At 40.8% G+C, this 22,765-nt stretch carries 21 protein-coding genes; 10 read left to right on the top strand and 11 right to left on the bottom strand.

The annotated features are described in order from the left end of the window. Window positions 1–148 precede the first annotated feature (148 nt). Complete coding sequence (locus tag ACFIM6_RS03535; RefSeq protein ID WP_375611675.1) at window positions 149–361, bottom strand: hypothetical protein; 213 nt, start codon at window positions 359–361, stop codon at window positions 149–151. A gap of 1,017 nt (window positions 362–1,378) precedes the next feature. Between ACFIM6_RS03535 and ACFIM6_RS03530 the strand changes: the two genes are divergently transcribed. After that, window positions 1,379–1,750 carry a helix-turn-helix domain-containing protein gene (locus ACFIM6_RS03530; protein ID WP_375611674.1) on the top strand — a complete coding sequence of 124 codons (372 nt, stop codon included), beginning with the start codon at window positions 1,379–1,381 and terminating at the stop codon, window positions 1,748–1,750. Window positions 1,751–2,154: 404 nt separating this feature from the next. On the opposite strand, the gene clpB is transcribed toward ACFIM6_RS03530, so the two are convergent. Next, window positions 2,155–4,734 (bottom strand): ATP-dependent chaperone ClpB, encoded by a 2,580-nt coding sequence (gene clpB / locus ACFIM6_RS03525; RefSeq protein WP_375611673.1) that lies wholly within the window; start codon window positions 4,732–4,734, stop codon window positions 2,155–2,157. 456 nt (window positions 4,735–5,190) lie between these two features. Here clpB and ACFIM6_RS03520 point away from each other — a divergent pair, with 456 nt between their 5' ends. Both ACFIM6_RS03520 and ACFIM6_RS03515 read left to right on the top strand, forming a co-directional pair. After that, on the top strand, window positions 5,191–6,222 hold the full coding sequence (locus tag ACFIM6_RS03520; RefSeq protein ID WP_375611672.1) for a DUF3472 domain-containing protein: 1,032 nt from the start codon (window positions 5,191–5,193) through the stop codon (window positions 6,220–6,222). Window positions 6,223–7,602: 1,380 nt separating this feature from the next. Next, window positions 7,603–7,974 (top strand): helix-turn-helix domain-containing protein, encoded by a 372-nt coding sequence (locus ACFIM6_RS03515; protein WP_375611671.1) that lies wholly within the window; start codon window positions 7,603–7,605, stop codon window positions 7,972–7,974. Between the two features lie 427 nt (window positions 7,975–8,401). Here the strand turns inward: ACFIM6_RS03515 and ACFIM6_RS03510 are convergent, their stop codons facing one another. From ACFIM6_RS03510 to ACFIM6_RS03490, 5 genes are all read right to left on the bottom strand, one after another. Then, entirely contained in the window at window positions 8,402–9,610 is a 1,209-nt protein-coding gene (locus tag ACFIM6_RS03510) for an MFS transporter (protein WP_375611696.1), read from the bottom strand. Between the two features lie 1,016 nt (window positions 9,611–10,626). Next, on the bottom strand, window positions 10,627–10,911 hold the full coding sequence (gene yacG, locus ACFIM6_RS03505) for a DNA gyrase inhibitor YacG (protein ID WP_375611670.1): 285 nt from the start codon (window positions 10,909–10,911) through the stop codon (window positions 10,627–10,629). A gap of 21 nt (window positions 10,912–10,932) precedes the next feature. After that, the gene (locus ACFIM6_RS03500; protein ID WP_375611669.1) at window positions 10,933–11,646 is read right to left on the bottom strand and encodes a Maf family nucleotide pyrophosphatase; all 714 of its coding nucleotides are present in this window, start codon (window positions 11,644–11,646) and stop codon (window positions 10,933–10,935) included. Window positions 11,647–11,876: 230 nt separating this feature from the next. Then, window positions 11,877–12,095, bottom strand: coding sequence for a translation initiation factor IF-1 (gene infA, locus ACFIM6_RS03495; RefSeq protein ID WP_004857577.1), 219 nt, complete (start codon window positions 12,093–12,095; stop codon window positions 11,877–11,879). Window positions 12,096–12,863: 768 nt separating this feature from the next. Continuing rightward, complete coding sequence (locus ACFIM6_RS03490; RefSeq protein ID WP_375611668.1) at window positions 12,864–13,061, bottom strand: hypothetical protein; 198 nt, start codon at window positions 13,059–13,061, stop codon at window positions 12,864–12,866. A gap of 849 nt (window positions 13,062–13,910) precedes the next feature. Here ACFIM6_RS03490 and ACFIM6_RS03485 point away from each other — a divergent pair. Both ACFIM6_RS03485 and ACFIM6_RS03480 read left to right on the top strand, forming a co-directional pair. Then, the gene (locus ACFIM6_RS03485) at window positions 13,911–14,282 is read left to right on the top strand and encodes a helix-turn-helix domain-containing protein (RefSeq protein ID WP_375611695.1); all 372 of its coding nucleotides are present in this window, start codon (window positions 13,911–13,913) and stop codon (window positions 14,280–14,282) included. A 745-nt stretch (window positions 14,283–15,027) separates the two neighbouring features. Beyond that, entirely contained in the window at window positions 15,028–15,393 is a 366-nt protein-coding gene (locus ACFIM6_RS03480) for a helix-turn-helix domain-containing protein (protein WP_375611667.1), read from the top strand. Window positions 15,394–15,669: 276 nt separating this feature from the next. On the opposite strand, the gene ACFIM6_RS03475 is transcribed toward ACFIM6_RS03480, so the two are convergent. After that, entirely contained in the window at window positions 15,670–15,888 is a 219-nt protein-coding gene (locus ACFIM6_RS03475) for a hypothetical protein (RefSeq protein WP_375611666.1), read from the bottom strand. Window positions 15,889–16,309: 421 nt separating this feature from the next. On the opposite strand from ACFIM6_RS03475, the gene ACFIM6_RS03470 reads away from it, so the two are divergent. Then, window positions 16,310–16,552, top strand: coding sequence for a hypothetical protein (locus ACFIM6_RS03470; RefSeq protein WP_375611665.1), 243 nt, complete (start codon window positions 16,310–16,312; stop codon window positions 16,550–16,552). Between the two features lie 754 nt (window positions 16,553–17,306). Here ACFIM6_RS03470 and ACFIM6_RS03465 read toward each other — a convergent pair. After that, window positions 17,307–17,888: a disulfide bond formation protein B gene (locus tag ACFIM6_RS03465; RefSeq protein WP_375610657.1), complete on the bottom strand. Its 582-nt coding sequence runs from the start codon at window positions 17,886–17,888 to the stop codon at window positions 17,307–17,309. Between the two features lie 10 nt (window positions 17,889–17,898). Then, window positions 17,899–18,051: a DUF5993 family protein gene (locus tag ACFIM6_RS03460; RefSeq protein ID WP_375611664.1), complete on the bottom strand. Its 153-nt coding sequence runs from the start codon at window positions 18,049–18,051 to the stop codon at window positions 17,899–17,901. Window positions 18,052–18,870: 819 nt separating this feature from the next. On the opposite strand from ACFIM6_RS03460, the gene purE reads away from it, so the two are divergent. Continuing rightward, window positions 18,871–19,368 (top strand): 5-(carboxyamino)imidazole ribonucleotide mutase, encoded by a 498-nt coding sequence (gene purE / locus ACFIM6_RS03455; RefSeq protein ID WP_375610656.1) that lies wholly within the window; start codon window positions 18,871–18,873, stop codon window positions 19,366–19,368. 1 nt (window position 19,369) lies between these two features. Then, window positions 19,370–20,575: a 5-(carboxyamino)imidazole ribonucleotide synthase gene (locus ACFIM6_RS03450; RefSeq protein ID WP_375611663.1), complete on the top strand. Its 1,206-nt coding sequence runs from the start codon at window positions 19,370–19,372 to the stop codon at window positions 20,573–20,575. A gap of 220 nt (window positions 20,576–20,795) precedes the next feature. On the opposite strand, the gene ACFIM6_RS03445 is transcribed toward ACFIM6_RS03450, so the two are convergent. Next, a complete protein-coding gene (locus ACFIM6_RS03445) occupies window positions 20,796–20,999 on the bottom strand; it encodes a hypothetical protein (protein WP_375611662.1) in 204 nt (67 codons plus the stop codon). An 837-nt stretch (window positions 21,000–21,836) separates the two neighbouring features. On the opposite strand from ACFIM6_RS03445, the gene ACFIM6_RS03440 reads away from it, so the two are divergent. Together ACFIM6_RS03440 and ACFIM6_RS03435 are read left to right on the top strand one after the other, a co-directional pair. After that, complete coding sequence (locus tag ACFIM6_RS03440; RefSeq protein WP_375611661.1) at window positions 21,837–22,211, top strand: hypothetical protein; 375 nt, start codon at window positions 21,837–21,839, stop codon at window positions 22,209–22,211. Further along, complete coding sequence (locus ACFIM6_RS03435) at window positions 22,204–22,377, top strand: hypothetical protein (RefSeq protein ID WP_375611660.1); 174 nt, start codon at window positions 22,204–22,206, stop codon at window positions 22,375–22,377. Before ACFIM6_RS03440 ends, ACFIM6_RS03435 begins: the two co-directional genes overlap by 8 nt. Window positions 22,378–22,765 lie beyond the last annotated feature (388 nt).

Below are 22,765 nucleotides of genomic sequence, written 5' to 3'. Positions count from 1 at the left end.
ATGAAAATTCCCAACCAGCACTAATCTACAATCCCACGTCAAAAAGCAGCTTTCCCCACAAAATAAAGCTTACACCCACCCACGCCTCAAACGACAGCACTTCGTCAGGCTCGACAAATCAAGCCCTATCTTCTTAAGCCGCCATCCTTCACGCATCTCTTTGCAACACCCGCCTTACCCACACTCTCCTCCTATCCATGCGCACTCTCTTCATCCTCCATTCCTCCTTTTTCTCTCCCATCACACACTTAACAACTGAACACCCCTCTTCCTCTAAACTTCCATTCACGAAGACACTTCCCCCCAATTCTCGCACCACATTCCACGCCCCCAAAAGCCCAAAGTGACCAAAAACACGCACAATATATAATCCACAAATCCCCCCACTTCACTTTTACAGATTCACATTTTTACGCTTTTACATCTTTACAGAACAAAGCCAAACGAACCTTCCAAACCACCACTCCGCACCGCTCTATAAACAATAGTCTATAAACGAACCCAGCTTTTTGCCTAGTACCCTTACAGTCTTCAGACCCGCCCCTCAAACGACAGCACGTCATCAGGCTCGACAAATCAAGCCCTATCTCCTTAAAAACCGCCATCCTTCACGCATCTCTTTGCACCACCGCCTTACCCACATCTCCTCCTATCCATGCGCACTCTCTTCATCCTCCATTCCCCTTTTTCTCTCCCGTCACACACTTAACAACTTAACAGCACTCTTCCTCTAAACTTCCATTCACGAAGACACTTCCCCCCAATTCTCGCACCACATTCCACGCCCCCAAAAGCCCAAAGTGACCAAAAACACGCACAATATATAAATCCACAAATCCTCCGCATCATTTTACGGATATACGTTTTCACGCTTTTACATATTCACAGAACAAAGCCAAACGAAACTTCCAAACCACCACTCCGCACTGCTCTGCAAACACGGGTCTGTAAACGAACAAAGCTTTTTGCCCAGTACCCTTACAATCTTCAGCCCCCCCCCTCAAACGACAACACTTCATCAGGCTCAATAAATCAAGCCCTGCCCTCAAATATTCTAGCTCTTCACTCCACCTAAAAGAGCAGTGTTTTACGGCATAATAGAATAGAAAATTTTTGATTTTTCTTGCCAATTTTCTGAAACTACTTTATTACTTAAAGGGTGAGTTTGGTCGTATACGCGACGATCAATAGGGAACTGAAAGCCCGAAACCTCGATACATAAGAATGAACCCACTTTTGTGGGTGTCCCGGGATTCCGGGAGATTTTGCTATGTCCAGGTGCGATGAGCACTAAAAGCAAAATGCTGATTCGAGGTCAGTGCTTTCAGGCTCCCGGAATACTAATGCGAGGGCGCTCGCAACCGGAGGGGGGCTTGAAGTGCCAACTAGAAATCCACATTTTATCGACATTTTAATAGGTAAAAGAATCCGTCATAGACGCATTTCCATGGGGCTTTCCCAAAAAGAATTAGGAAGCCATTTAGGTGTCAGTTTCCAACAAATCCAAAAATACGAAAAAGGCTTAAACCGTGTAAGTGCCAAATGTTTACTAGAAATCGCTCAAAAACTAGAAGTTCCTATGAACTTTTTTTATGCAGACATTGCCACAAAAGAAGATCTCTCAACAAAAGAAACTCTCTTACACCACAATCAAGAAACCTATAACGAAAAAGAACACACCCTTTTGAAAAATTTTAGAGAACTCCAGCCGAAAAAACAAAAAGCAATCTTGTGGCTAATTTCTGATTAAGCAACAGCACAACGATCAACATTATTTGTTAATATATCAAACAACGAAACATCCTTAAGTCAAATTCAGATCAGCTCCCCACACCCCTTCAAAGAGCAATGTTTTACGGCGGATAAACGGCATTTCTCTCTAACGTTTTTACGCACAAAGCAATAAAGCAATCCCGCTTGTGACTTCACTTATAAAATTGCAAGAAAATAGTTTTCACGACAAACAGAAGTAAAAGAATCCTACGATATTCGAAAACGCTGATTTAACATGCAAAAACACCAGCCACTCCCTTTGCTTTGCAATAAAATACCGCTGTCTCATCGTGAATTTTTCTAAATCAGCACGCCTCAAAGAGCGGTGTTTATCACATAATAGGATTATCACCGCCCTTTATACCATGAATTTTTCCAAACTTAATCTTCAGGCAAAAATTCCAACCGATCTCCTTGTTTTGTAATTTTCACCGTCGTCTCATCGTGAATTTTTCCAAATAAGATGTTTTCCGCCAATGGATCTTGAATTTCTTTTTGAATAATCCGTTTAAGGGGACGCGCACCATAAAGGGGATCATAGCCCTTATCGGCAAGAAACTTTCTCACCTCTGGCTCGATTTGCAAAGTTATTTTGCGTTCATTGAGCAAATTTTGCAAATGTTCTATCTGAATATCGACGATAGCTTCCATATCGTGACGTTGCAGCCTTTGAAAGAGAATAATCTCATCAATACGGTTTAAAAATTCAGGACGGAAAGCCGCTTTAACGACATTCATAACATCATTTTTTGCCTGATCGGTTGTTTGCCCTTCAGGCAAAGCAGTTAAAAACTCAGCACCAAGATTAGAAGTCATAATCAGCAAGGTATTGCGAAAATCGACGGTACGTCCTTGACTATCAGTCAAGCGTCCCTCATCCAACACTTGCAACAAGAGATTAAAAATATCAGGGTGTGCTTTTTCAATTTCGTCAAACAGAATGACCTGGTAAGGTCTTCTACGTACAGCTTCGGTCAGCACCCCCCCCTCTTCATATCCAACATATCCAGGAGGTGCCCCAATCAGCCGCGCCCCAGCATGTTTTTCCATATATTCCGACATATCGATGCGCAACATGGCATTGGAGTCTTGGAAAAGAAAAGCGGCAAGAGCTTTGGTTAATTCGGTTTTCCCCACACCAGTAGGACCCAAAAACATGAAAGAGCCAAGCGGACGATTGGGATCTTGCAACCCTGCACGCGCGCGGCGTACAGCACGAGAAACAGCTTGCACAGCCTCTCCCTGCCCAATCACACGTTTGCTAATTTCATCTTCCATCCGCAACAGCGCCTCCCGTTCTGCCTCCAGCATTCGATCAACAGGAATACCGGTCCAGCGTGAAACAATCCGCGCCACATGTTCAGCAGTAACAGTCTCTTCAACGAGATGATTTTGTTGGTCATCATTTTCCGCAATACTCAATTGTTTTTCGAGTTCAGGGATAACGCTATAAGCGAGCTCTCCAGCGCGTTGGAATTGTCCATCACGTTGTGCAATAGCCAAAGCATTACGAGCTTCTTCGAGTTGTTTTTTCAAATCAGCAGCATGCCCTAATTTTTGTTTCTCAGCCTGCCAAGCACTTGTCATCTCAGCGGACTGTTGTTCCAATGTTTTGAGTTCCTCCTGCACATTTTCCAACCGTTCTTTTGCTGTTGGCTCGACATCTGTTTTCAAAGCTTCCCGTTCGATCTTCAACTGTAAAATACGCCGATCAACAGCATCGAGTTCTTCCGGCTTTGAATCGACCTGCATGCGCAAACGCGCCGCCGCTTCATCGATAAGGTCAATAGCTTTATCCGGCAAGAAACGATCTGTAATATAGCGGTTAGACAAACGCGCCGCCGCAATCAAAGCACTATCAGCCAAGCGCACTTTGTGATGTTGTTCATATTTTTCCTTAATACCGCGCAAAATAGAAATAGTATCTTCCAAAGAGGGTTCAGGTACAAAGACAGGTTGGAAGCGGCGTGCAAGAGCAGCATCTTTTTCGACATATTTTCGATATTCATCGAGCGTAGTAGCGCCCACACAATGGAGTTCTCCGCGTGCAAGAGCAGGTTTTAACAAGTTAGAAGCATCCATAGGACCATCAGATTTTCCAGCGCCAACAAGATTGTGCAATTCATCAATAAAGAGGATAATTTGTCCATTTTCGGCTTGCACCTCTGCCAGCACCGCTTTAAGGCGCTCTTCGAATTCCCCACGATATTTTGCACCAGCGATAAGCGCTCCCATATCCAACGCATGAAGCTGTTTATCCCGCAAAGTTTCAGGCACATCGCCATTAACAATGCGCAATGCCAACCCTTCCACAATAGCTGTTTTCCCCACCCCAGGCTCACCAATCAACACGGGATTATTTTTGGTCCGCCGTGAAAGCACCTGAATAGTGCGGCGGATTTCCTCTTCCCGCCCAATCACAGGGTCGAGTTTTCCTTCACGGGCATCTTTTGTGAGATCCCGGGCATATTTTTGCAAGGCATCATATTGTCCTTCAGCATGGGGGCTTGTTGCTGTTTTTCCTTTCCGCAGCGCATTAATTGCCCGATTAAGCGCTTGCGGGGTCAATCCTCCACTTGTTAAAATATCGGCTGTTTTTGCGGTCTTTTCCATGATCAGCGCTTGCAACATGCGCTCCACGGTCACAAACTGATCACCGGCTTTTTTCGCAATATCCTCAGCCAGTGCGAAAACTTTTGCCAATGGCTGCGAAAGATAGAGCTGTCCATTTCCCCCCTGCACTTTAGGCAAAGCATCAAGTGCTTCTTTTAGCGCCTTTTGAATAAGAGTAAGATCACCACCAGCGTTTTGGATAAGCGATGCAGCCAATCCTTGAGAATCGTCTAACAACACTTTCAGGAAATGCTCCGGCATAAACTGCTGATGATCAGAAGCAAGAGCGCTATTTTGTGCTGATTGTAAAAAACCCTGCACGCGTTCGCTATATTTTTCCAAGTTCATTTTTTTTCCTTAAATCTCAAGCCATCACCACACTTTAACCTCTCCAATATTCCACAAAAGAAACATCCAGAAAGGATTTTCCAGCCTCTAAAAAACACCGCGAAAAAAGCAGCAAGAAGAAGAACCATAGTGCTAAAAAGAATATGGGTTTCTACAAGCCTCATAGCAAGAGGGAGAAAAAAAATACGCTATCATTTAAATAAAAACCGCAACTTTTCTTATACCCCCATCATCACTCCCCCTTTTAAACCATCACCCCTAAATTCCACCATTAAAACTTAAATTTGAACAGCAGAAAAGGAGCATGCAAAAACACTTTAAACAAAGTAGTCTTTACAGCATATAGTTTAGAGTAAACATTAAAGTATTTTCTCTAATTTTACTTAACAAAACATTGAATATGTGCTTTAATACTTATAAAGTTACACTATTTTTATTAAGATAGAGGATTTGAGTATGTACCATACTGTAAAAAAGGTTATTTTGATACTTTTATTCCTTCTAATAAGTAAACCAAGCTATGCCGTTTTTGCCGGCAAAGTTATTACAATAGAGCATGAATGGCCTGAAAATGCATTATTTGATCTATTTGTGTTCACCCAGCAAGTAAATTACGATGGTGGGCCTAACTCCATCTATTTCTGGGGAAATAAATTTGAATTCCAAAACGGAAAAAGTGGACAAATTGGTTTTTTCAACAGGAGCAGCCGTACCATTCATTTTTCTATCTGGAATGCAACGGGATGGAAGGGTGATAAATGTAAGCATTTTACTCAGGAAGGTTCAGGAGTACGATGTGAAATTAACTTTCCATGGGAGATGGGACGCAGATATCGATTATATGTTGAAAAAAATGAGAATCTAGTTACAGCGAAAGTAGTCGATTTTACAACGGGTAAAAAAGTGAATATTGGGACCATAGAAGTACCAAATACATTTGGCAAACTCCGTAAATCTTCAAGTTTTGTTGAAGACCATTCTCGTTGGAAGAGACATCTTTCCTCCTGTTATGATTTAAGTCCGCAAAGTTCGATTTTTTTTGATCCTAATGGCTTAAAACAAAACAAGCTACACGAAGGGAGTCTGAAAGTTTCTAATCAAGGAAAGTGTCGAGATTCTGACCTCATCCAAACATCATGTACGTTCACTTTTTGTATGACAAGTATAAGCAACTTTGGAGGTTTAGCCTCGCCTACAGCTAAACCAGAAGTCCCCATTTCCAATGGGAAAGATCTGTCTGCAGAAACAATTTCTAACGTTTTGAAACAAAAAGAGCTTGTCGTTATTCGTTCAAAAGATCGTTCTTGGGCACCCAATATCTTTTTTCCATCTCCTGCTTCATTTAAGTGGAAATCAATCTTTATAGATCATCTAGCGGCTTTCAGTTCTACGCTTCACACCACTCACGGCACACAAAAGATAACCACGGGTCAAAAGATTATGTATATGTCTGATGGAAAAACTTGGAAAATTATGAAAAGAAACTAATTTTTTTCTTCTTGATAAGCCCCTCACTCCCCTTTAAAAATAAATGGGGGTGAGGAAGTTTTTTTCATTTCCCCACCACGGCTCCCTTTCCCAGTTATTTTTTCGAGCCCTGCTCTCATCCCTTTAGCTCACCTCATCATCATACTTTCCAGCGCATTTTCTCCATTCTCATCCTCTTTCAAAACCACAACACCCTTTAATAAAATCCTCACCTCCCTCTTCTATCACCCTCACACCATCCCTTCACGCATCCCTCTGCACTACCCCGCCTCTTATCCACACCCTCCCCCTTGTCCATAGGCACTCTCCCATTCCACGCACTCCTTTTTCTCTCCCATCACACATTCACGACTTACAGCACTCTTCATTCCAGCTTCCCTCCTCGATTAACAAGCTCTCGTTCTCTCCCCATTTATCTCACCCCATCCATGCAAAAGCCCAACGTGACCCCAAAACACGCACAATGCATAAATCCATAAATCCTCCTCTTCACTTTTACAGATTCACATTTTTACGCTTTTACACATTCACAGAAAACAGCCAACGAAAGATTCACCACCCCACACCGCTCGATAAACACTGGTCCGTAAACAATCCAGCTTCTTATCTAGGGAAGGACTACTGATCACTTCATATAATTATCACCACCCCTCAAAAGACGCGCTTTATCAGACAAGACAAATAAGCCCTTCCTCCAAATATTCTCCACATACTCTTCTCCAGAAAATGCATTTAACACCCCTTTTCATCCCAGCTTTCCCCGCTCCATTCACAAATGCGTCCCCTAGTTTTCTGACCACATTCCACGCCATGATAAAAGCATACACACAGTACAAATCCTCCGCATCATTTTACGGATATACGTTTTAACGCTTTTACGTTATTACAGAAGTCAGCCAAATAAAATTTCCACATCACCACCCCGCACCGCTCTGTAAACACTGTTCTGAAAACGAACCCAGCTTTTTGCCTAGTCCCCTTACAGTCTTCAGACTACCCTCCTCAAACGACAGCACTTCATCAGGCTCAACAAATCAAGCCCTACCCTGAATATTCAAGCTCTTCACTCCTCCTTCAAATAGCGCCGTTTTACGGTATAACAGAATAGAAAATTTTTCATTTTTCTTGCCAACCTTCTGAAACTGCCTTATGAATAAATATCGTAAGTTTGATCGTCTACGCAGCGATCAACAGGGAACTAAAAGCCCTAAACCCTAACGTACAATTGAGCCCACTTTTGCGAATATCCTTAGAATTCCGGGAGTTTTTGTTATGTCCAGGTGCGTTTCCGCACTAAAAGCAAAAAGCTGAGTCAAGTCAGTGTTTTCAGACTCCCGGAATACCAATGCGAGGGCGCTCGCAACCGGAGGGGGGCTTGAAGTGCCAACTAAAAATCCACATTTTATCGACATTCTGATAGGCAAAAGAATCCGTCACAGACGCATTTCAATAGGGCTTTCCCAAAAAGAATTAGGAAGCCATTTAGGTGTCAGTTTCCAACAAATCCAAAAATACGAAAAAGGCTTAAATCGTGTAAGTGCCAAATGTTTACTGGAAATCGCTCAAAAACTGGAAGTTCCTATAAGCTTTTTTTATGCAGACATTGCCACAAAAGAAGATCTCTCAACAAAAGAAAATACCCCACACCGTGATCAAGAAACATACAGCGAAAAAGAACACACTCTTTTGAAAAATTTTAGAGACCTCCAACCGAAAAAACAAAAAGCAATCTTGTGGTTGATTTCTGATTAAGCAAAAGCACAACAATTAACATACCCCCTGCCTAAAGTTTCCCATACCTGATATCACCATACCTCCAAGAATGATATTTTACGGCATATAAGATAATTCACACTATAGCTCCTCGTTTTCTGTTTCCATTATTGCTTCAAGTCAAGCTGATTAAGGATTGGCAGCTGAGTTTTTTAAGTTTGGCTATTCGTAGCAAAGCGGAGTTAAACAAAAATGACATTGTTACTCAAAACCATGCCCCCTATTGCGTTTACGAGACGGTAGAACAGCGTCAAGAAGGCAAAGCCCCGAAAAAAAATATGAGCGGTTAAGTAAAAATCAAAGATTAAACCTATAACGTCAAAAAAGCTGCTCTATGTTGGATTATCTCCACGTCCTCTAAATCTCAGAAAAATGATTTAAAACATTTGTTTTATTGATGAGCCAATCATTGAGATCGAACAATTAACAAAGAACGGTTCAGCAATATCCTGATAGCCAATAAACAGCATAATCCACTCAATCCAGAAAGAAGGAACAATTTTCCAGCCGAAGTGTGACCTAAAACAAACGCTCCAACAAACGGCGCCACCAACATAGCTAAATTTTGTATAGACTGCACCCATCCGGAAGCCAATCCAATCTGTTCATTGAAATTGCTTACCAGATAAACATTAGAAGATATGGAAAAGTAAGCGCTAACCATTCCAATAAGGAAAAAACAGAGCAACAAAGTCTCAATACGGAGTAAATCAAAGTAAAAAAAGCACACTGAGATCATGACAAAACCAATCATTGTTGACATTGCCGGCATTAACAACTCTGATATTTTGCCTGTAAGGGGTTTATGCTTTGATTGTTTCACACTCCAAAATCCATAGAGAAAATTACCGATTGCCGAAGCCGATACCAGCATCCCAAGAGCCTGTTTATTCATTTTCATTGCACTAAGAATAACCGGCAACTGATTATTCACCATAAAGATCATGGCAAAATACACAAACATCACCGCCACATAGGCATACCAAGTTGTCCCATAAAGCCTCTGCTTTGATTTTATGGTATTCGCTGTTTTTATCATGAGCGACGAGACAGGTTGTGCACCAAGACAACAAAACACCATAAAGCCTAGGAATGTCAAAAATCCCGAAAACAATAAAGTATAGGTATCTGATAAAAGTATGGACAGAGCACTCCCCAAAGCAGGTCCGATCATCTTTGCTGCGCTATTAATCATGTTAAGCACAGAATAGTAACGAGTCCGTCCGTTTTCAGGCACCGAATTTGCACTAAGAACGGAAATTGCAGGCATGGCTAGACTGTTGAATGTCGCTCGAATAACTGCCAGTATAATAAATCCTTGCAGACTCGTCGCCATCAATAAACCGACAGTACAGAGTGCCCGTAACAGCAGTGACGCCCGCAACCAATGGATCATAGAACGGTGACTTACCAACATTCCAATTGGCTTAGACAGAACGATACCAGGTAATAATGTTGCCGCTCCAATAAAAGCGACGTCATATTGATCAGCTTTCCACGTGAACACAGATACGGTCAAAATCACGATATAATCAATCCAACCGCCAAATGACACCACGCCATTACCCAGCAAAAGCACCAACAAGCGATTTTTTACTGCCCCGTCTCTTTGCACCAAAACACGCACCCCTTCTTTTTCGTTAGCAATACTGATTGAACTATCAATTTTTCCTCACACCCTAAAGGCACCAACAACTTTCACGCAACAAAGCACTAACAAGCGATTTTTTACTGCCCCATCTCTTTGCACCAAAACACGCACCCCTTCTTTTTCGTTAGCAATACTGATTAGATGACCAATTTTTCTCTCACACCCTAAAGGCACCAACAACTTTCACGCAACAAAGCACCAACAAGCTATTTTTTGTTACCCCGTCTCTTTGCACCAAAACACGCACCCCTTCTTTTTCGTTAGCAATACTGATTAGATGACCAATTTTTCCTCACACCCTAAAGGCACCAACAACTTTCACGCAACAAAGCACTAACAAGCGATTTTTTACTGCCCCGTCTCTTTGCACAAAAACACGCACCCCTTCTTTTTTGTTAGCAATACTGATTGAACTATCAATTTTTCCTCACACCCTAAAGGCACCAACAGCTTTCACGCAACAAAGCACCAACAAGCAACTTTTTATTACCACGTCTCTTTGCACCAAAACACGCACCCCTCTTTTTTCGTTAGCAATACTGATTGGACTATCAATTTTTCCTCACACCCTAAAGGCACCAACAACTTTCACGCAACAAAGCACCAACAAGCAACTTTTTATTACCACGTCTCTTTGCACCAAAACACGCACCCCTCTTTTTTCGTTAGCAATACTGATTGGACTATCAATTTTTCCTCACACCCTAAAGGCACCAACAACTTTCACGCAACAAAGCTCCATCGACCTTCATGCAACAAAGCAATTTATAATTATCCATGGTAAACAAAACCTCTGGAGATAAGTCTTAGATATGTATTAAAACTTCCATCGTTGATTGAACTTAATCTGCGTCTTTGCGAATGACGATAATAAGCAAGCCGTTAATCCAGCTCTTAAATACATTTACGATAATCCCGCGCGCCTCCCCTTCAGTTTCCACACAAAAAACGCTTTAGCGTTCTTTTCTCAAGAGAACTCTTTATTCTTCTTCATCACTTACTTGTGGTGGGGGTGGTAAAATATAAGAGCCTGAAAGCCAACGATTAAGATCAATAGCTCGGCACCGTGTGGAACAAAAAGGATAAGAAGATTTTTGTGACATCTGACCACAAATAGGACAAGGATGTGGAGGACGGGTCTCTTTTTGCAAATTTAGCTCTTTTTGTTCTTGGCACACCTTTGTCATTGGCTTCTTCATTAACTTTTCTTCTGTTGCTTTTTTTTCATTTTTGCTTTTCTCTTTTTGTTGCTTTTCACCTTGCATTGATCTTACCTTAAAGTTTTTCTAATGCGTTTGTTCAGCCCAGTGAGTGAAAAGTGGATAGTGATAAGCGGTCAAGAGATCGGCTGTTTCAGCCAAAGGCAATCCCACAACATTAGAATAAGAACCCGTGATATGGACAACAAAAGCCCCTGCTTTTCCTTGGATAGCGTAGCCACCAGCTTTCCCTTGCCACTCTCCTGAAGCAAGGTAAGCCTTCATCATGGCAGAGGTTAAGCGTCTAAAGCGAACACGACTTTCAACCAATTTTACGGTTATTTTTCCACGTTCATTGAGCGCACAAATGGCACCATAGACCTTATGCGAACGCCCAGAAAGGTATCGTAAACATTCATAAGCCTCATCCTCGCTTTCTGGTTTGGGGAAAATGGTCCGCCCAACAGCCACCACCGTATCAGCCGCCAAGATAATCATTTTCTGTCCAGGTAATTTTTCTTGACCATTCTGCAACTCGTCTTGACCATTCTGACTGTACCAGCGCAAAATTTTTTGGGCTTTCAGTGCTTTTTCTTTTGCCAAACGTTTGGCAAGGTTTGCAGGATGTTCTTTTAATTTTGGCGTTTCATCAATATCGCTTGCATAAACCTGCTGGGGATCAATCCCTATTTGTGCCAAGAGCGCTAAACGCCTTGGCGAAGCGGAGGCAAGCACCAAATGAATTTCTTCTGTAAGAGTATCTGCCAAACGTTTTTCCCCCCACTCTCTTATATTTCTCATTTCCACCCCTTCACAATTGACTTCCCTCTCACCCCCTTTTAAGCGCCCCTTTAGCCTCCCTTTTAAGCGCTATTGATCTCCTTATCCTTTTTCCGCATCGATTTTACAGTTTTTCAAGGCTCTTCAAACACTCCCCTTTTTTCACTCATGAAAAGCAAACTAAAAAACTGTTAAAAAATAATAGAAATAATATGATAGCTTTTAGAAAAAAGTGCAAGCCACCCACGAGGCTACTTATAGCGATATGTAATACGCCCTTTTGTCAAATCATAAGGTGTCATTTCCACCATGATTTTATCACCGGCCAACACCCGTATACGATTTTTCCGCATTCTACCAGCGGTATGAGCAATAATTTCATGATCATTTTCCAGTTTCACACGAAACATCGCGTTAGGTAAGAGTTCAGTAACGATACCAGAAAATTCTAAAACTTCTTCTTTTGACATAAACAAACATTTCCTTTACAGTGCACATATTTTGTTAAGCTGCGCGTTATTTCCAGCGTTCATATCCTATTTTCTTAAGTTTGTGAATAAAAATTCCACAAAAAGGGAAAGGTTTTTCAAGTTTACTCTCTCATGTTCTCAAAAAACGTCATCCCACACCTTAAGAATCAAAACTTTTTTTCCACCAATTTTACCCGCTAATTTCCTTCAATTTTTATGATGATTTTGGTTTCAGTGTGACAAGAAATTACGCTAATTTTTTCCCCTAAAGCATTTTCCCAACACCTCTGACTAATCCCTCCACAACTTACTCACAATCATCCTCTCTCCAACTTTTCCTCACCTTCCACACCTTAAACATGTGCCCTTCAGATAAACACCACTCCCCCCACGCCAGAAGCCCTTCCTTTTCTCAAAAACCTTCTCCATTCTTCACACACCATTCACAACATGCTTCACTGCCCCACACTTCATACTCTACGCATTTCCCATACAGCCTTCCCCATTTTCTCTCTCTTCACACGCTTCCTCTAAGCCACTCTTTCCATTTATGTTGTTCTTCCTACCTTCGAAAACACGATCCCTATACATTGCGTATCATTAACCACAACGCCTCTAACGACATAAAGCCTTTTCCTTTTTTACACATTTCCGTTTTCACGCTTTTACGTATTTACCGAATAAAGCCAAATGAAACTTCCACACCGCACCACTCTATAAACAATAGTATTACCCCAGCTTCTTGCCTAGCCAATCTCCCCAAGCACTTCAGATCACCCCACATTCACGGACTTCAGCCCCCCTCAAATGACACCACTTCATCAAGTACCATAAAAACAAAGCGCTATCTCCTTCACACCATCCTTTACGCATCCCTTCGCACCACCGCCTCTTACCCCCCTCTAGTCTGTTCATTCCTATTCCGCCCCCACACTCTCTTCTCCCTTCAATCTCCCTCCGCTTCATCCCAGCTTACCACTCCATTCACAAAAACTCTTTCCCCCATTTATCTCACCACATTCCATGCCATGCCAAAAGCATACACAATGCACAAATCCTCTACTCCTTTTCACGAATATACGTTTTTACGCTTTTACATATTTACAGAATAAAGCCAAATGAAACTTCCACACCGCACCACTCTATAAACAATAGTATTACCCCAGCTTCTTGCCTAGCCAATCTCCCCCAAGCACTTCAGATCACCCCTCAAACGAGATTATTTCATCAAACGCGACAAAAAAATCCAGCCTAAAATACTCATCATACACTCTAAAAACACCTTGATAAATTGATATGCCTGATATCACTCCCCCTATAAGCTCCCCTTCTAATCATGATTTCGGAGCCGCGTGAGAGGGACAAAACAAGCCGTTAAGTTCTGGGGGTCAAGGACGCCGTTAGGCGCCATGTAATGGTCTCCTTGACCTTAAGAACCTAGGATTGTTAGTCCCCTCATTAAACGCGGGTCTGATCTCATGATTTTGGTGAGCGTTCCGGAGAGTTTGAGAGGCGGAAAGCCTCTCATTAAAAAATAAAGTTTATAAATAAAAACTATTTTCATTTGCCAATCTTCTGAAATTACTTTATCACTTAAAAGATATTTTGATCGTCTACGCAGCGATCAAGAGGGATTCAAAAACCCTAAGCTCTAGCGTAAAATGAGCCCACTCTTGTGGGTGTCCCGGAATTCCGGGAGTTTTTGCCATGTCCAGGTGCGTTTCCGCACTAAAAGCAAAAAAACTGACTAGAGCTCAGTATTTTGACTCCCGGAATACCAATGCGAGGGCGCTCGCAACCGGAGGGGGGCTTGAAGTGCAAACCAAAAATCCAAATTTTATCGATATTCTGATAGGCAAAAGAATTCGTCATAGACGCATTTCCATGGGACTTTCCCAAAAAGAATTAGGAAGCTATTTAGGTGTCAGTTTCCAACAAATCCAAAAATATGAAAAAGGCTTCAATCGTGTAAGCGCAGGGTGTTTACTCAAAATCGCCCAAAAACTGGAAGTTCCCATAAGCTTTTTTTATGCAGACATTGCCACAAAAGAAAATCTTCCCACAAAAGACACTCTCTTACACCACAATCAAGAAACATACAGCGAAAAAGAACACACTCTTTTGAAAAATTTTAGAGAGCTCCAGCCGAAAAAACAAAAAGCAATCTTGTGGCTGATTTCTGATTAAGCAAAAGAGTAACAATTAATATTATTCCATTCATATACCCCCTTAAGTCAAATTCAAACCAGCACTCCATACCCCTCCAAATCACGCCATTTTATGGGATATTGATTTTTCTTGCCAATCTCCTGAAATTACTTTATTGATAAGCACGTGTTTTTGATCGTCCACGCAACGATCAAATAGGGAGCTAAAAGCCCGAAAGCTTAATACATAAATTTATCCCGCATTGCGGGTATCCCGGAAATTCCGGGGGCTTTTGTTATGTCCAAGTGCTTTAAGCACTAAAAACAAGAGACTGTTTAAGTTCAGTGAATCCAACCTCCCGGAATACCAATGCGAGGGCGCTCGCAACCGGAGGGGGGCTTGAAGTGCAAACTAAAAATCCAAATTTTATCGACATTTCTGATTAAGCAAAAGACGCGATTTATAATCCATATTTCGCACTTTTTTAAAAAGTACCCAATCTTATAGACTTTGAGATTATTTTGATTTCTCTTGCCAATTTTCTGAAATTGCCTTATAAATGAATACTGTAATTTTGGTCGTCTACGCAACGATCAATAGGGGATCAAAAACCCGAAACCTAAAACATGAATTTATCCCACTTTTGTGGGTATCCCGGAATTCCGGGAGTTTTTGCTATGTCCAGGTGCGATGAGCACTAAAAGCAAAAAGCTGATTTAGGTTCAGTATTTTTGACTCCCGGAATACCAATGCGAGGGCGCTCGCAACCGGAGGGGGGCTTGAAGTGCAAACCAAAAATCCAAATTTTATCGATATTCTGATAGGCAAAAGAATTCGTCATAGACGCATTTCCATGGGACTTTCCCAAAAAGAATTAGGAAGCTATTTAGGTGTCAGTTTCCAACAAATCCAAAAATATGAAAAAGGCTTCAATCGTGTAAGCGCAGGGTGTTTACTCAAAATCGCCCAAAAACTGGATGTTCCCATAAGCTTTTTTTATGCAGATATTGCCACAAAAGAAAATCTTTCAACACATGCCGCACACTATGATCAAGAAACATACAGCGAAAAAGAACATTCCCTTTTGAAAAATTTTAGAGAGCTCCAGCCGAAAAAACAAAAAGCAATCTTATGGTTGATTTCTGATTAAGCAAAAGAGCACACAAAGCATAAATCCTCCGCATCATTTTACGGATATACGTTTTTATTTTACGGATCAACGTTTTGATGCTTCTCCACATTTACAGAAAGCAGCCAAATGAAACTTTCAAATTCCCCCCCACACCACTTTGTAAACATAGGTTTGTCAACAATACAGCTTCTTACTCTAGCCAATTCCCCTGCTGATTTCAGATCACGACACCACAAAGGATAATGTTGCATCAAACGCGACAGATACGTCCTATTTTAAAATATTCTTGCCCCTTCACCACCCTAAAGTAAGATCACGCAAAGCACCGGTCAATCCCACTTCAAAAACAACTTTCCCCACCCCTCTCTCCTCTCTCGTCAACACACCCGCCTCTTCATCCAAGCTTCCCCCCTTCATAAAACTCTTCATCCCCACACCCCAATCTTCTCTCCACATTCCATGCCATGATAAAATCATACACCACGCATAAAGTCCCAGCTTCCTTTTTTGCACATTTCCGTTTTTACGCTTTTACATATTTACAGAAAGCAGAAAATCTGTAAAAAATGCATTACACAATAACGTTTTCAACAACTGTCATTAAAATCTCACCTCCCTTTTCATCTAACTCCCCCTATTTTCACTTAAATCATAGATATAAACCGCCCTATTATCGTATTGAGCAGCATAAAATTTTTCGACAAATTCTAGCGATCAAAAGAGTGCATAAGAAGCATTTTACGACTTTTAAAAGAATTTTTATTTACACCCAGTGCTTTTTTGTAACGTAGAAGAGCACATTTAATTAATTGACTATAAGAAAGTTTGAAATGAGAGAAGCTTTTCGTTTTTCTCGTTCAACATCCACAACGATAACTCCTTCTTATAAATCAATTTTTTTCGTAATACAAAACGCACCAAAAGGAATAGACTTGTGTTGCATATTCACGCGCTTGTTTTAAAGAAAGATCTCTCAACGCTCATCACACCCATTTTGCAAAACGCCGCCCGTAAAGAAATGGTAAGCCCCCATGAAGGATATAAAATCCTTTCAGCCCTCCCCTATCTTTACGCTTATGGAAAAACACGTTTACGCTTATGGAAGAGCAAGGCCGGCATCATCACAAAAACTCTGCCAGCTCCCAATGTTGCAGACAGCCTTCGGTTCAAGAGATAATTCATTAAAGGCATGCCTTTCTTGTACAGTTTTGACCCACATGCACGCCCCACCACTTATGATGTATAAGCCAAGTAATTTTAATTGATTTAATATGAGAGAACTGGTGATGAAAAATTTTATTATATTCAGCAACGCGCTTCACGGTAAAAAAATGGTTATTTATTATTATAAATCAATATATTAATAAAGAAGAGAGTCATCATCAAGACGCTTACCTTTTTCTAAAAAAGGCTTCACACTGAAAGAAAACATCTAAAACTTAGATAAAAAAAAAGGTTTGCCTCTAATAAACAAACCTCTGCAGAAAATTATTCACATAACTTTCAAAATTTTAAATTAATCCCTCTAGAAGCAATAAAAACGCTTTAGAAGCACCAAAATGAATACAAAGATCAATTTAACACAATGTTAAGAAAAATCAAGAACAAAAAATTTTTATCGTTAATACACCTTTAAAAAACGAGGCTTCTTAACCTACGCGGTTCAAAAGTCCGGGGCTTCTTCTACAAACGCCTCCAAGCCAATCAATCCCTTCATCTCTCTCAAAAGACAGCATAAAAGGTTCACAGTACAAGTCTTCGCTAAAAAAATATCAATCGCCAGCGCTCATAAAAGCCAGCGTTGGTATAAAAGATCAGATTATCGAACAATCTTGCTGAAATGTCTTCCCAATAAATAAAAAAGAAGCGGATTCTTAAATATTTCCGCCTCTTTAACAATAAAAATTATGATGAGGGATTATTAAAAAATTTCAAGACTGTGAAGGGAACCAATTTGATAACAATTCATACCTTACAGGATCATCGGCACACTGTCCACCACCACATTCCAGTATGGTAGAAATCAAATTTGCCGCAATCAAAAACACAAATAAGAAACTTGCCGTTTTACTCAAGGCTGGAAAAGGAGAAAATTCTTTGAACTTGTGTGCCAATTCGCCTAAAATCATGACAAATGAGACAGCAAAGATACAAAGGACAGAAATAATGAAAGCCCAAGTATAAAAATGCAATCCAAAGAACGTTGAACCATATCCTAAATCATCGGGTGTGATATGCAAAAACACTTGCCGTGCTGCCACAGCACTGGTTACCATACAACCAAGAATAACCATACCATAATGGGTATTTTTCACCTTATGGTGAATATTGAGTAAGAACCCACAACCTGCCAGCATCAATCCAACGCGCTGCAGCAAACAAAGGGGACAAGGTAACTCAAACTTTACCAATTGATAATAAAAAGCCACCACCAAGACAATAGATAACCCAAAGAGTCCTAGCGTATTCATAAAGATGACGAAGTGAGGATTTTTTTGTTCAACATGTTCCATGGCTATTCTCTCAAAAAGATAAATTTAAAGTAGAAGTTGCGTGATGATTGAAAGTGAGAAGAATGACAACGAATAAAATTACCCACAAAGCATAACTTATATTTTTTTTACCACACATAGTCGTTACTGCAGTACCTAAAGCGATTAAAAATGGAAGAAACATAGCTTTTAAATCTCCTTTACATCCGTTGTTTAACTCTTATTTATTTCAGCGTTCACCATATTACAAAATTGGGCAAAAAAGAGACCATGGATTTATTATTCACAATTCGTCACTCGCGATTGATATTGCCATTATATTTAAGTGAAAAAACGATATAATCGCTCAGAAGCACATCTCAACAAAAGCGTTAAAAGCACAAAAGCGTTGATTATTCGCTTCCCCTTATATCAGCCATTGTTAAAGATATATCGACAATTATAAAGATTATATCCCCTATAAAGATTATATCCCCCACTCACAAAAGAATCACTTGAACAACAAAATAAATAGGCTTTGAAATTGAGAGATATACATCTCTTTTTTTCTCAAAAGAATATCCTCATTTTGCAACACATTTTTGACATAAAAATCTCTTTTTCTCATAAGCAATGTTTCAAATTGCAACAGATTTTATATCATATGGTGATCTTGTTTATTTTAGCAAATAAAAAATAAGACATTTTTTAAAAAAAACTTATAATCAATGGCTTTTCCCCAATACAGTTTTCCCTCTTATCTTAAATAAAAGACAATACCGCAAGCTCAACAGCCTCATGGGTCCCATGCCACCCCGTGACATTGCCCTCCCCCTCACAAGAAGTGCTTCATGCCTTCAATACTTTAGTTTTTCATCTCTCGAGATCCCCTTTAAATTTTTAGCTTTCCGCCTTATTTGAAAAATAACTGTTTCTCTGTCATCAATTGGCTTTGCAAAAAGAATATAAAACTTTAAAAAAATAATGATAAAGAATCGCATTGAACCTTTGAAAAGGATAGAGAATGATGAAAAAATCATGTGATGTGGCGATTTTAATGGGGAGCCAATCGGATTGGCAAACGATGTGCCATAGTGCAGATATTTTGACGAATCTTGGTATTTCTCATAGTTCGCATATTGTCTCAGCACACCGAACTCCTGAACGCCTTTATCAATTTGCCAAAGAAGCAAAAGAAGCAGGGTTTAAAGTTTTAATTGCCGGTGCGGGGGGGGCAGCGCATCTTCCAGGTATGTTAGCAGCCCTTACTCCTCTTCCTGTTTTTGGCGTTCCAGTGCATTCTCACTCTCTTTCTGGTCAAGATTCTTTGCTTTCAATCGTACAAATGCCAGCAGGGATACCCGTCGGCACATTAGCAATTGGCAAAGCAGGCGCAATTAATGCAGCCCTTTTAGCCGCAGCCGTTATGGCCGTTTATGACCATGATCTCGCCCAACGATTAGAAGATTGGCGTCAACAACAAACAGCCAATGTCGCCCAAACGCCTGTAACGGAGGTTTAAAATGGCACCGTTTTCCACCCCCCCCTCATCCAACGCCACCCCCTCCAACACCACTCCCTCCAACACCACTCCCTCCAACACCACTCCCTCCAACACCACCTCGTCCAACACCACTCCCTTCACCATGTTACCTCCAGGCAGCGTCATTGGTTTAATCGGGGGGGGACAATTAGCGCGGATGCTCGCCATAGCGGCCGCAGAATTAGGATTTCGAACCGTTATTTTTTGCCCTGAAGCCGATTGCCCAGCCGCTCAAACAGCAAACAACCATATTGTTTCCTCCTATGACGATATATCAGCTTTAGATCATTTTATTTCTCAGTGTGATGTTGTCAGCTATGAATTTGAAAATCTTTCGCTTCAAACGGTTCAATATGTAGAAAAGAGTAAGCCTGTTTATCCTTCTTCCAAAGCATTAGAGATCACGCAAGATCGACTTTTTGAGAAGCAATTTTTGCGTGATCAAGGGATTGGCACCGCGTTATGGCACGCTGTTGACAATTCTTCTTCTCTTCTTTCCGCTCTTGATACCTTAGGCGGACGTGGTCTTTTAAAGACGCGTCGTTTTGGTTATGACGGAAAAAACCAGATCAAGCTTGATCACCCAGATGAACAAACCCTTGACGAAGCCTTAAGGACTTTTCAGGAACAGCCTTGTATTTTAGAAGAAATAGTCCCTTTTTTATCGGAAATTTCGGTTCTTTCGGCACGTACAAAACAAGGAGAACATATTTTTTATGACTGCCCTGAAAATCAACACAAAAATGGAATTCTTCATAAATCCTTTGTTCCATCACATATTCCACTTGACGTGCAAAAAGCAGCTCAAGAAATCAGTGTAACAGTCATGGATGCCCTCGATTATGTTGGTGTTCTTTGTATTGAACTTTTTGTCTTAACGAATGGTCATCTTTTAGTGAATGAATTAGCACCGCGTGTCCATAATTCTGGTCATTGGACACAAAAGGCATGCATAACTTCACAATTTGAACAGCATATCCGTGCTATTTGCGGACTTCCCTTAGGCAGTCCCTATCGCCATAGCGATTGCCAAATGACCAATCTTATTGGTAACAATTTTAGCACGTTAAAATATTTTCTGAAGCAAGAGCGCACCTCGATCCATTTATATGGCAAAAGCACTGTTCACCCCAACCGCAAAATGGGGCATATCATCCAATTACTGGGACCAGCCAACAAATCTTAAGCCCACATATATACAAATACTTTTTCACACTTTTCCCCCAAATGAACTGAAAAAACAACCTCTCCCCCCACACCGATATCCATCGGCTTCAAAAGCGCCCCTAACCTTTTAATTCTCCCCTGAAAGGGCGTGAAGCCCTCCTACAAGCTCCTTCTCTCTTAAAAACATCACCTCTTCCCCCTCCAAACCGCTTCATCCTACACGAACATCTCATCCGCCCTCAAAAACAAAGCTTCACTCCACACCAATATCCAAGCAGTACAACAAGCGCTCCCAACCCTTCAACTCCACCCCCTAGCTCTTCTCCCCTTCCTTTTCTCAAAAATATCCCCCCGGCTAAAAATAATCCACCAGCCCCCAACTTCACTACCCCTCCACCTCCCACAGCATAAATATTCCCCCATAACATACGCAGCCCCTTCATTTTTCTTTTAATGCCAATCTTTAAGCCTTTTAATTCCAACCTTTAGAGGATAAACTTACCTCTTGCGGCCTATAGAGAGCATTCTAACAATGCGTTCTCATTGCCTCTAGTCTCCCTTCTTGTGTTCATTCTTTCACAAAAGTGCCAAGCGCCGCTCCGCACCACCCCTTGAGTTTCATGTCAAAGATATAATTACAGTACTAAGCTTATCCATCATAGCAATATCCTCTCTCCCCTCATAAGGCGATATTACCTGTGTTGTATTTTCTAGGGCTTGAAGCGTCTCTCCTTATTTCATTTCGCGATAAGGCTTAAAAGAGCAGATGTACATACACTCCACACTGAAAGAAAACCGTAAATTTAGCTTACACGCTAAAACACCAACCGCTTAAAATATCACTCACTTTAACATTTGTAATATTTGTGACCTCCGTTATGTCTATCGCCTTCGTTCTTTCCCCTATAAAGTTACATTATTCAAATTTGCGCGCCTAACCGCGCTCAAGGACGAAGATTTCTGTGCCGATCAATCAACAATCAAGCTTTTCTTAAGTAAATTCAACCGGCATAAACACTTCAATATTAAATGCCTCTTCGCCTATAGTTTAGTGATAAAATATAATTGTACTCACAAAACGAATCTTTTATACAGCGGCACGAAAAATTGTACATGCCTCATAATAATAAAGGGAAGATGCGCTACAGACGTAGCAAGTCATTCGTATTATCATTTTAACAACTACAGAAATCTTTTTTCATTTCATAAACATAGTCTGAGAAACTGAGTTATTCGCTTTATCAAAAGACAAAACCTTCAAGAAACAAACGAATATCCACATGACAAAACCAAACCTATCAAATGCATCACCAAAAGAACAAAATGATACATCTTCTCAATGGGACTTAGTCCTCGATATCCAAAAAGAAGTTAAGGAAACATTAAAGGCTGGTGTTGTTTCCCTGAGAGAGTTTATATTCATAATTTTTATAAGCGTCTGTTTATACATTTTTCTCTCAATATTAGGCAGTGCGGATAAACCTCAGATGAATGTAGTAACTGCAATCGGGCTGATATGCGCATTAATTCTGTATGGTTCGATACCAATCTTTTTGGTGCTACGGATCATAGTAAAGAAGAAACTGAAAAAAGTAATGAAACAACTAGACGAAGCGGTTGCTAATCAAAATATAATAAGGAGAGAAAATGACTGAAGCTATAATATTAGGGCGCATTCTAGGGATCATTGTCGGTTGTGCAATAATAACATTATCCGTTTGGCTTGTTTATTCTACCATTAAATATCGAAAACTGTACCGTAAAGCGCTTACAGGACTAAACTTAGCAATTCAAAAATGTAATAAAGAAATTAATAAATAAAAAAAGTCGTGAAAAACGTGGTATTAAAATACCATAATCCTTATTTTCATATTTCTAGACGTATTTAATGTGATTACCAGTTATTGATGACCCATATTGAGGGTATGAGATTTTTCATAAGGGGACGTTTGAAACTATAGGCATGATATTATGTGCGTACAGCCAATACAAGAAACAATTCCAACGGCGTCCCCTCTTCCCCCCACTTCAAGCATTTCAGCCGGCGCACGCACTTGACAGGGCTTCACGAGCCCGCAACAAACAAGCCTCTTGCGTTTTAAGAAGTCCCCCTTTGCCCTTAACGACAAAAACCACACCACTTCAACAATCCAACGGCGTCCCCTCTTCCCCCCACTTCAAGCATTTCAGCCGGCGCATGCACCTGATA

Origin of the sequence: Bartonella sp. AA9NXGY, assembly GCF_042196845.1 — a bacterium.
Lineage (GTDB): Bacteria > Pseudomonadota > Alphaproteobacteria > Rhizobiales > Rhizobiaceae > Bartonella.
This window is presented reverse-complemented; position numbering and strand designations above follow the sequence as displayed.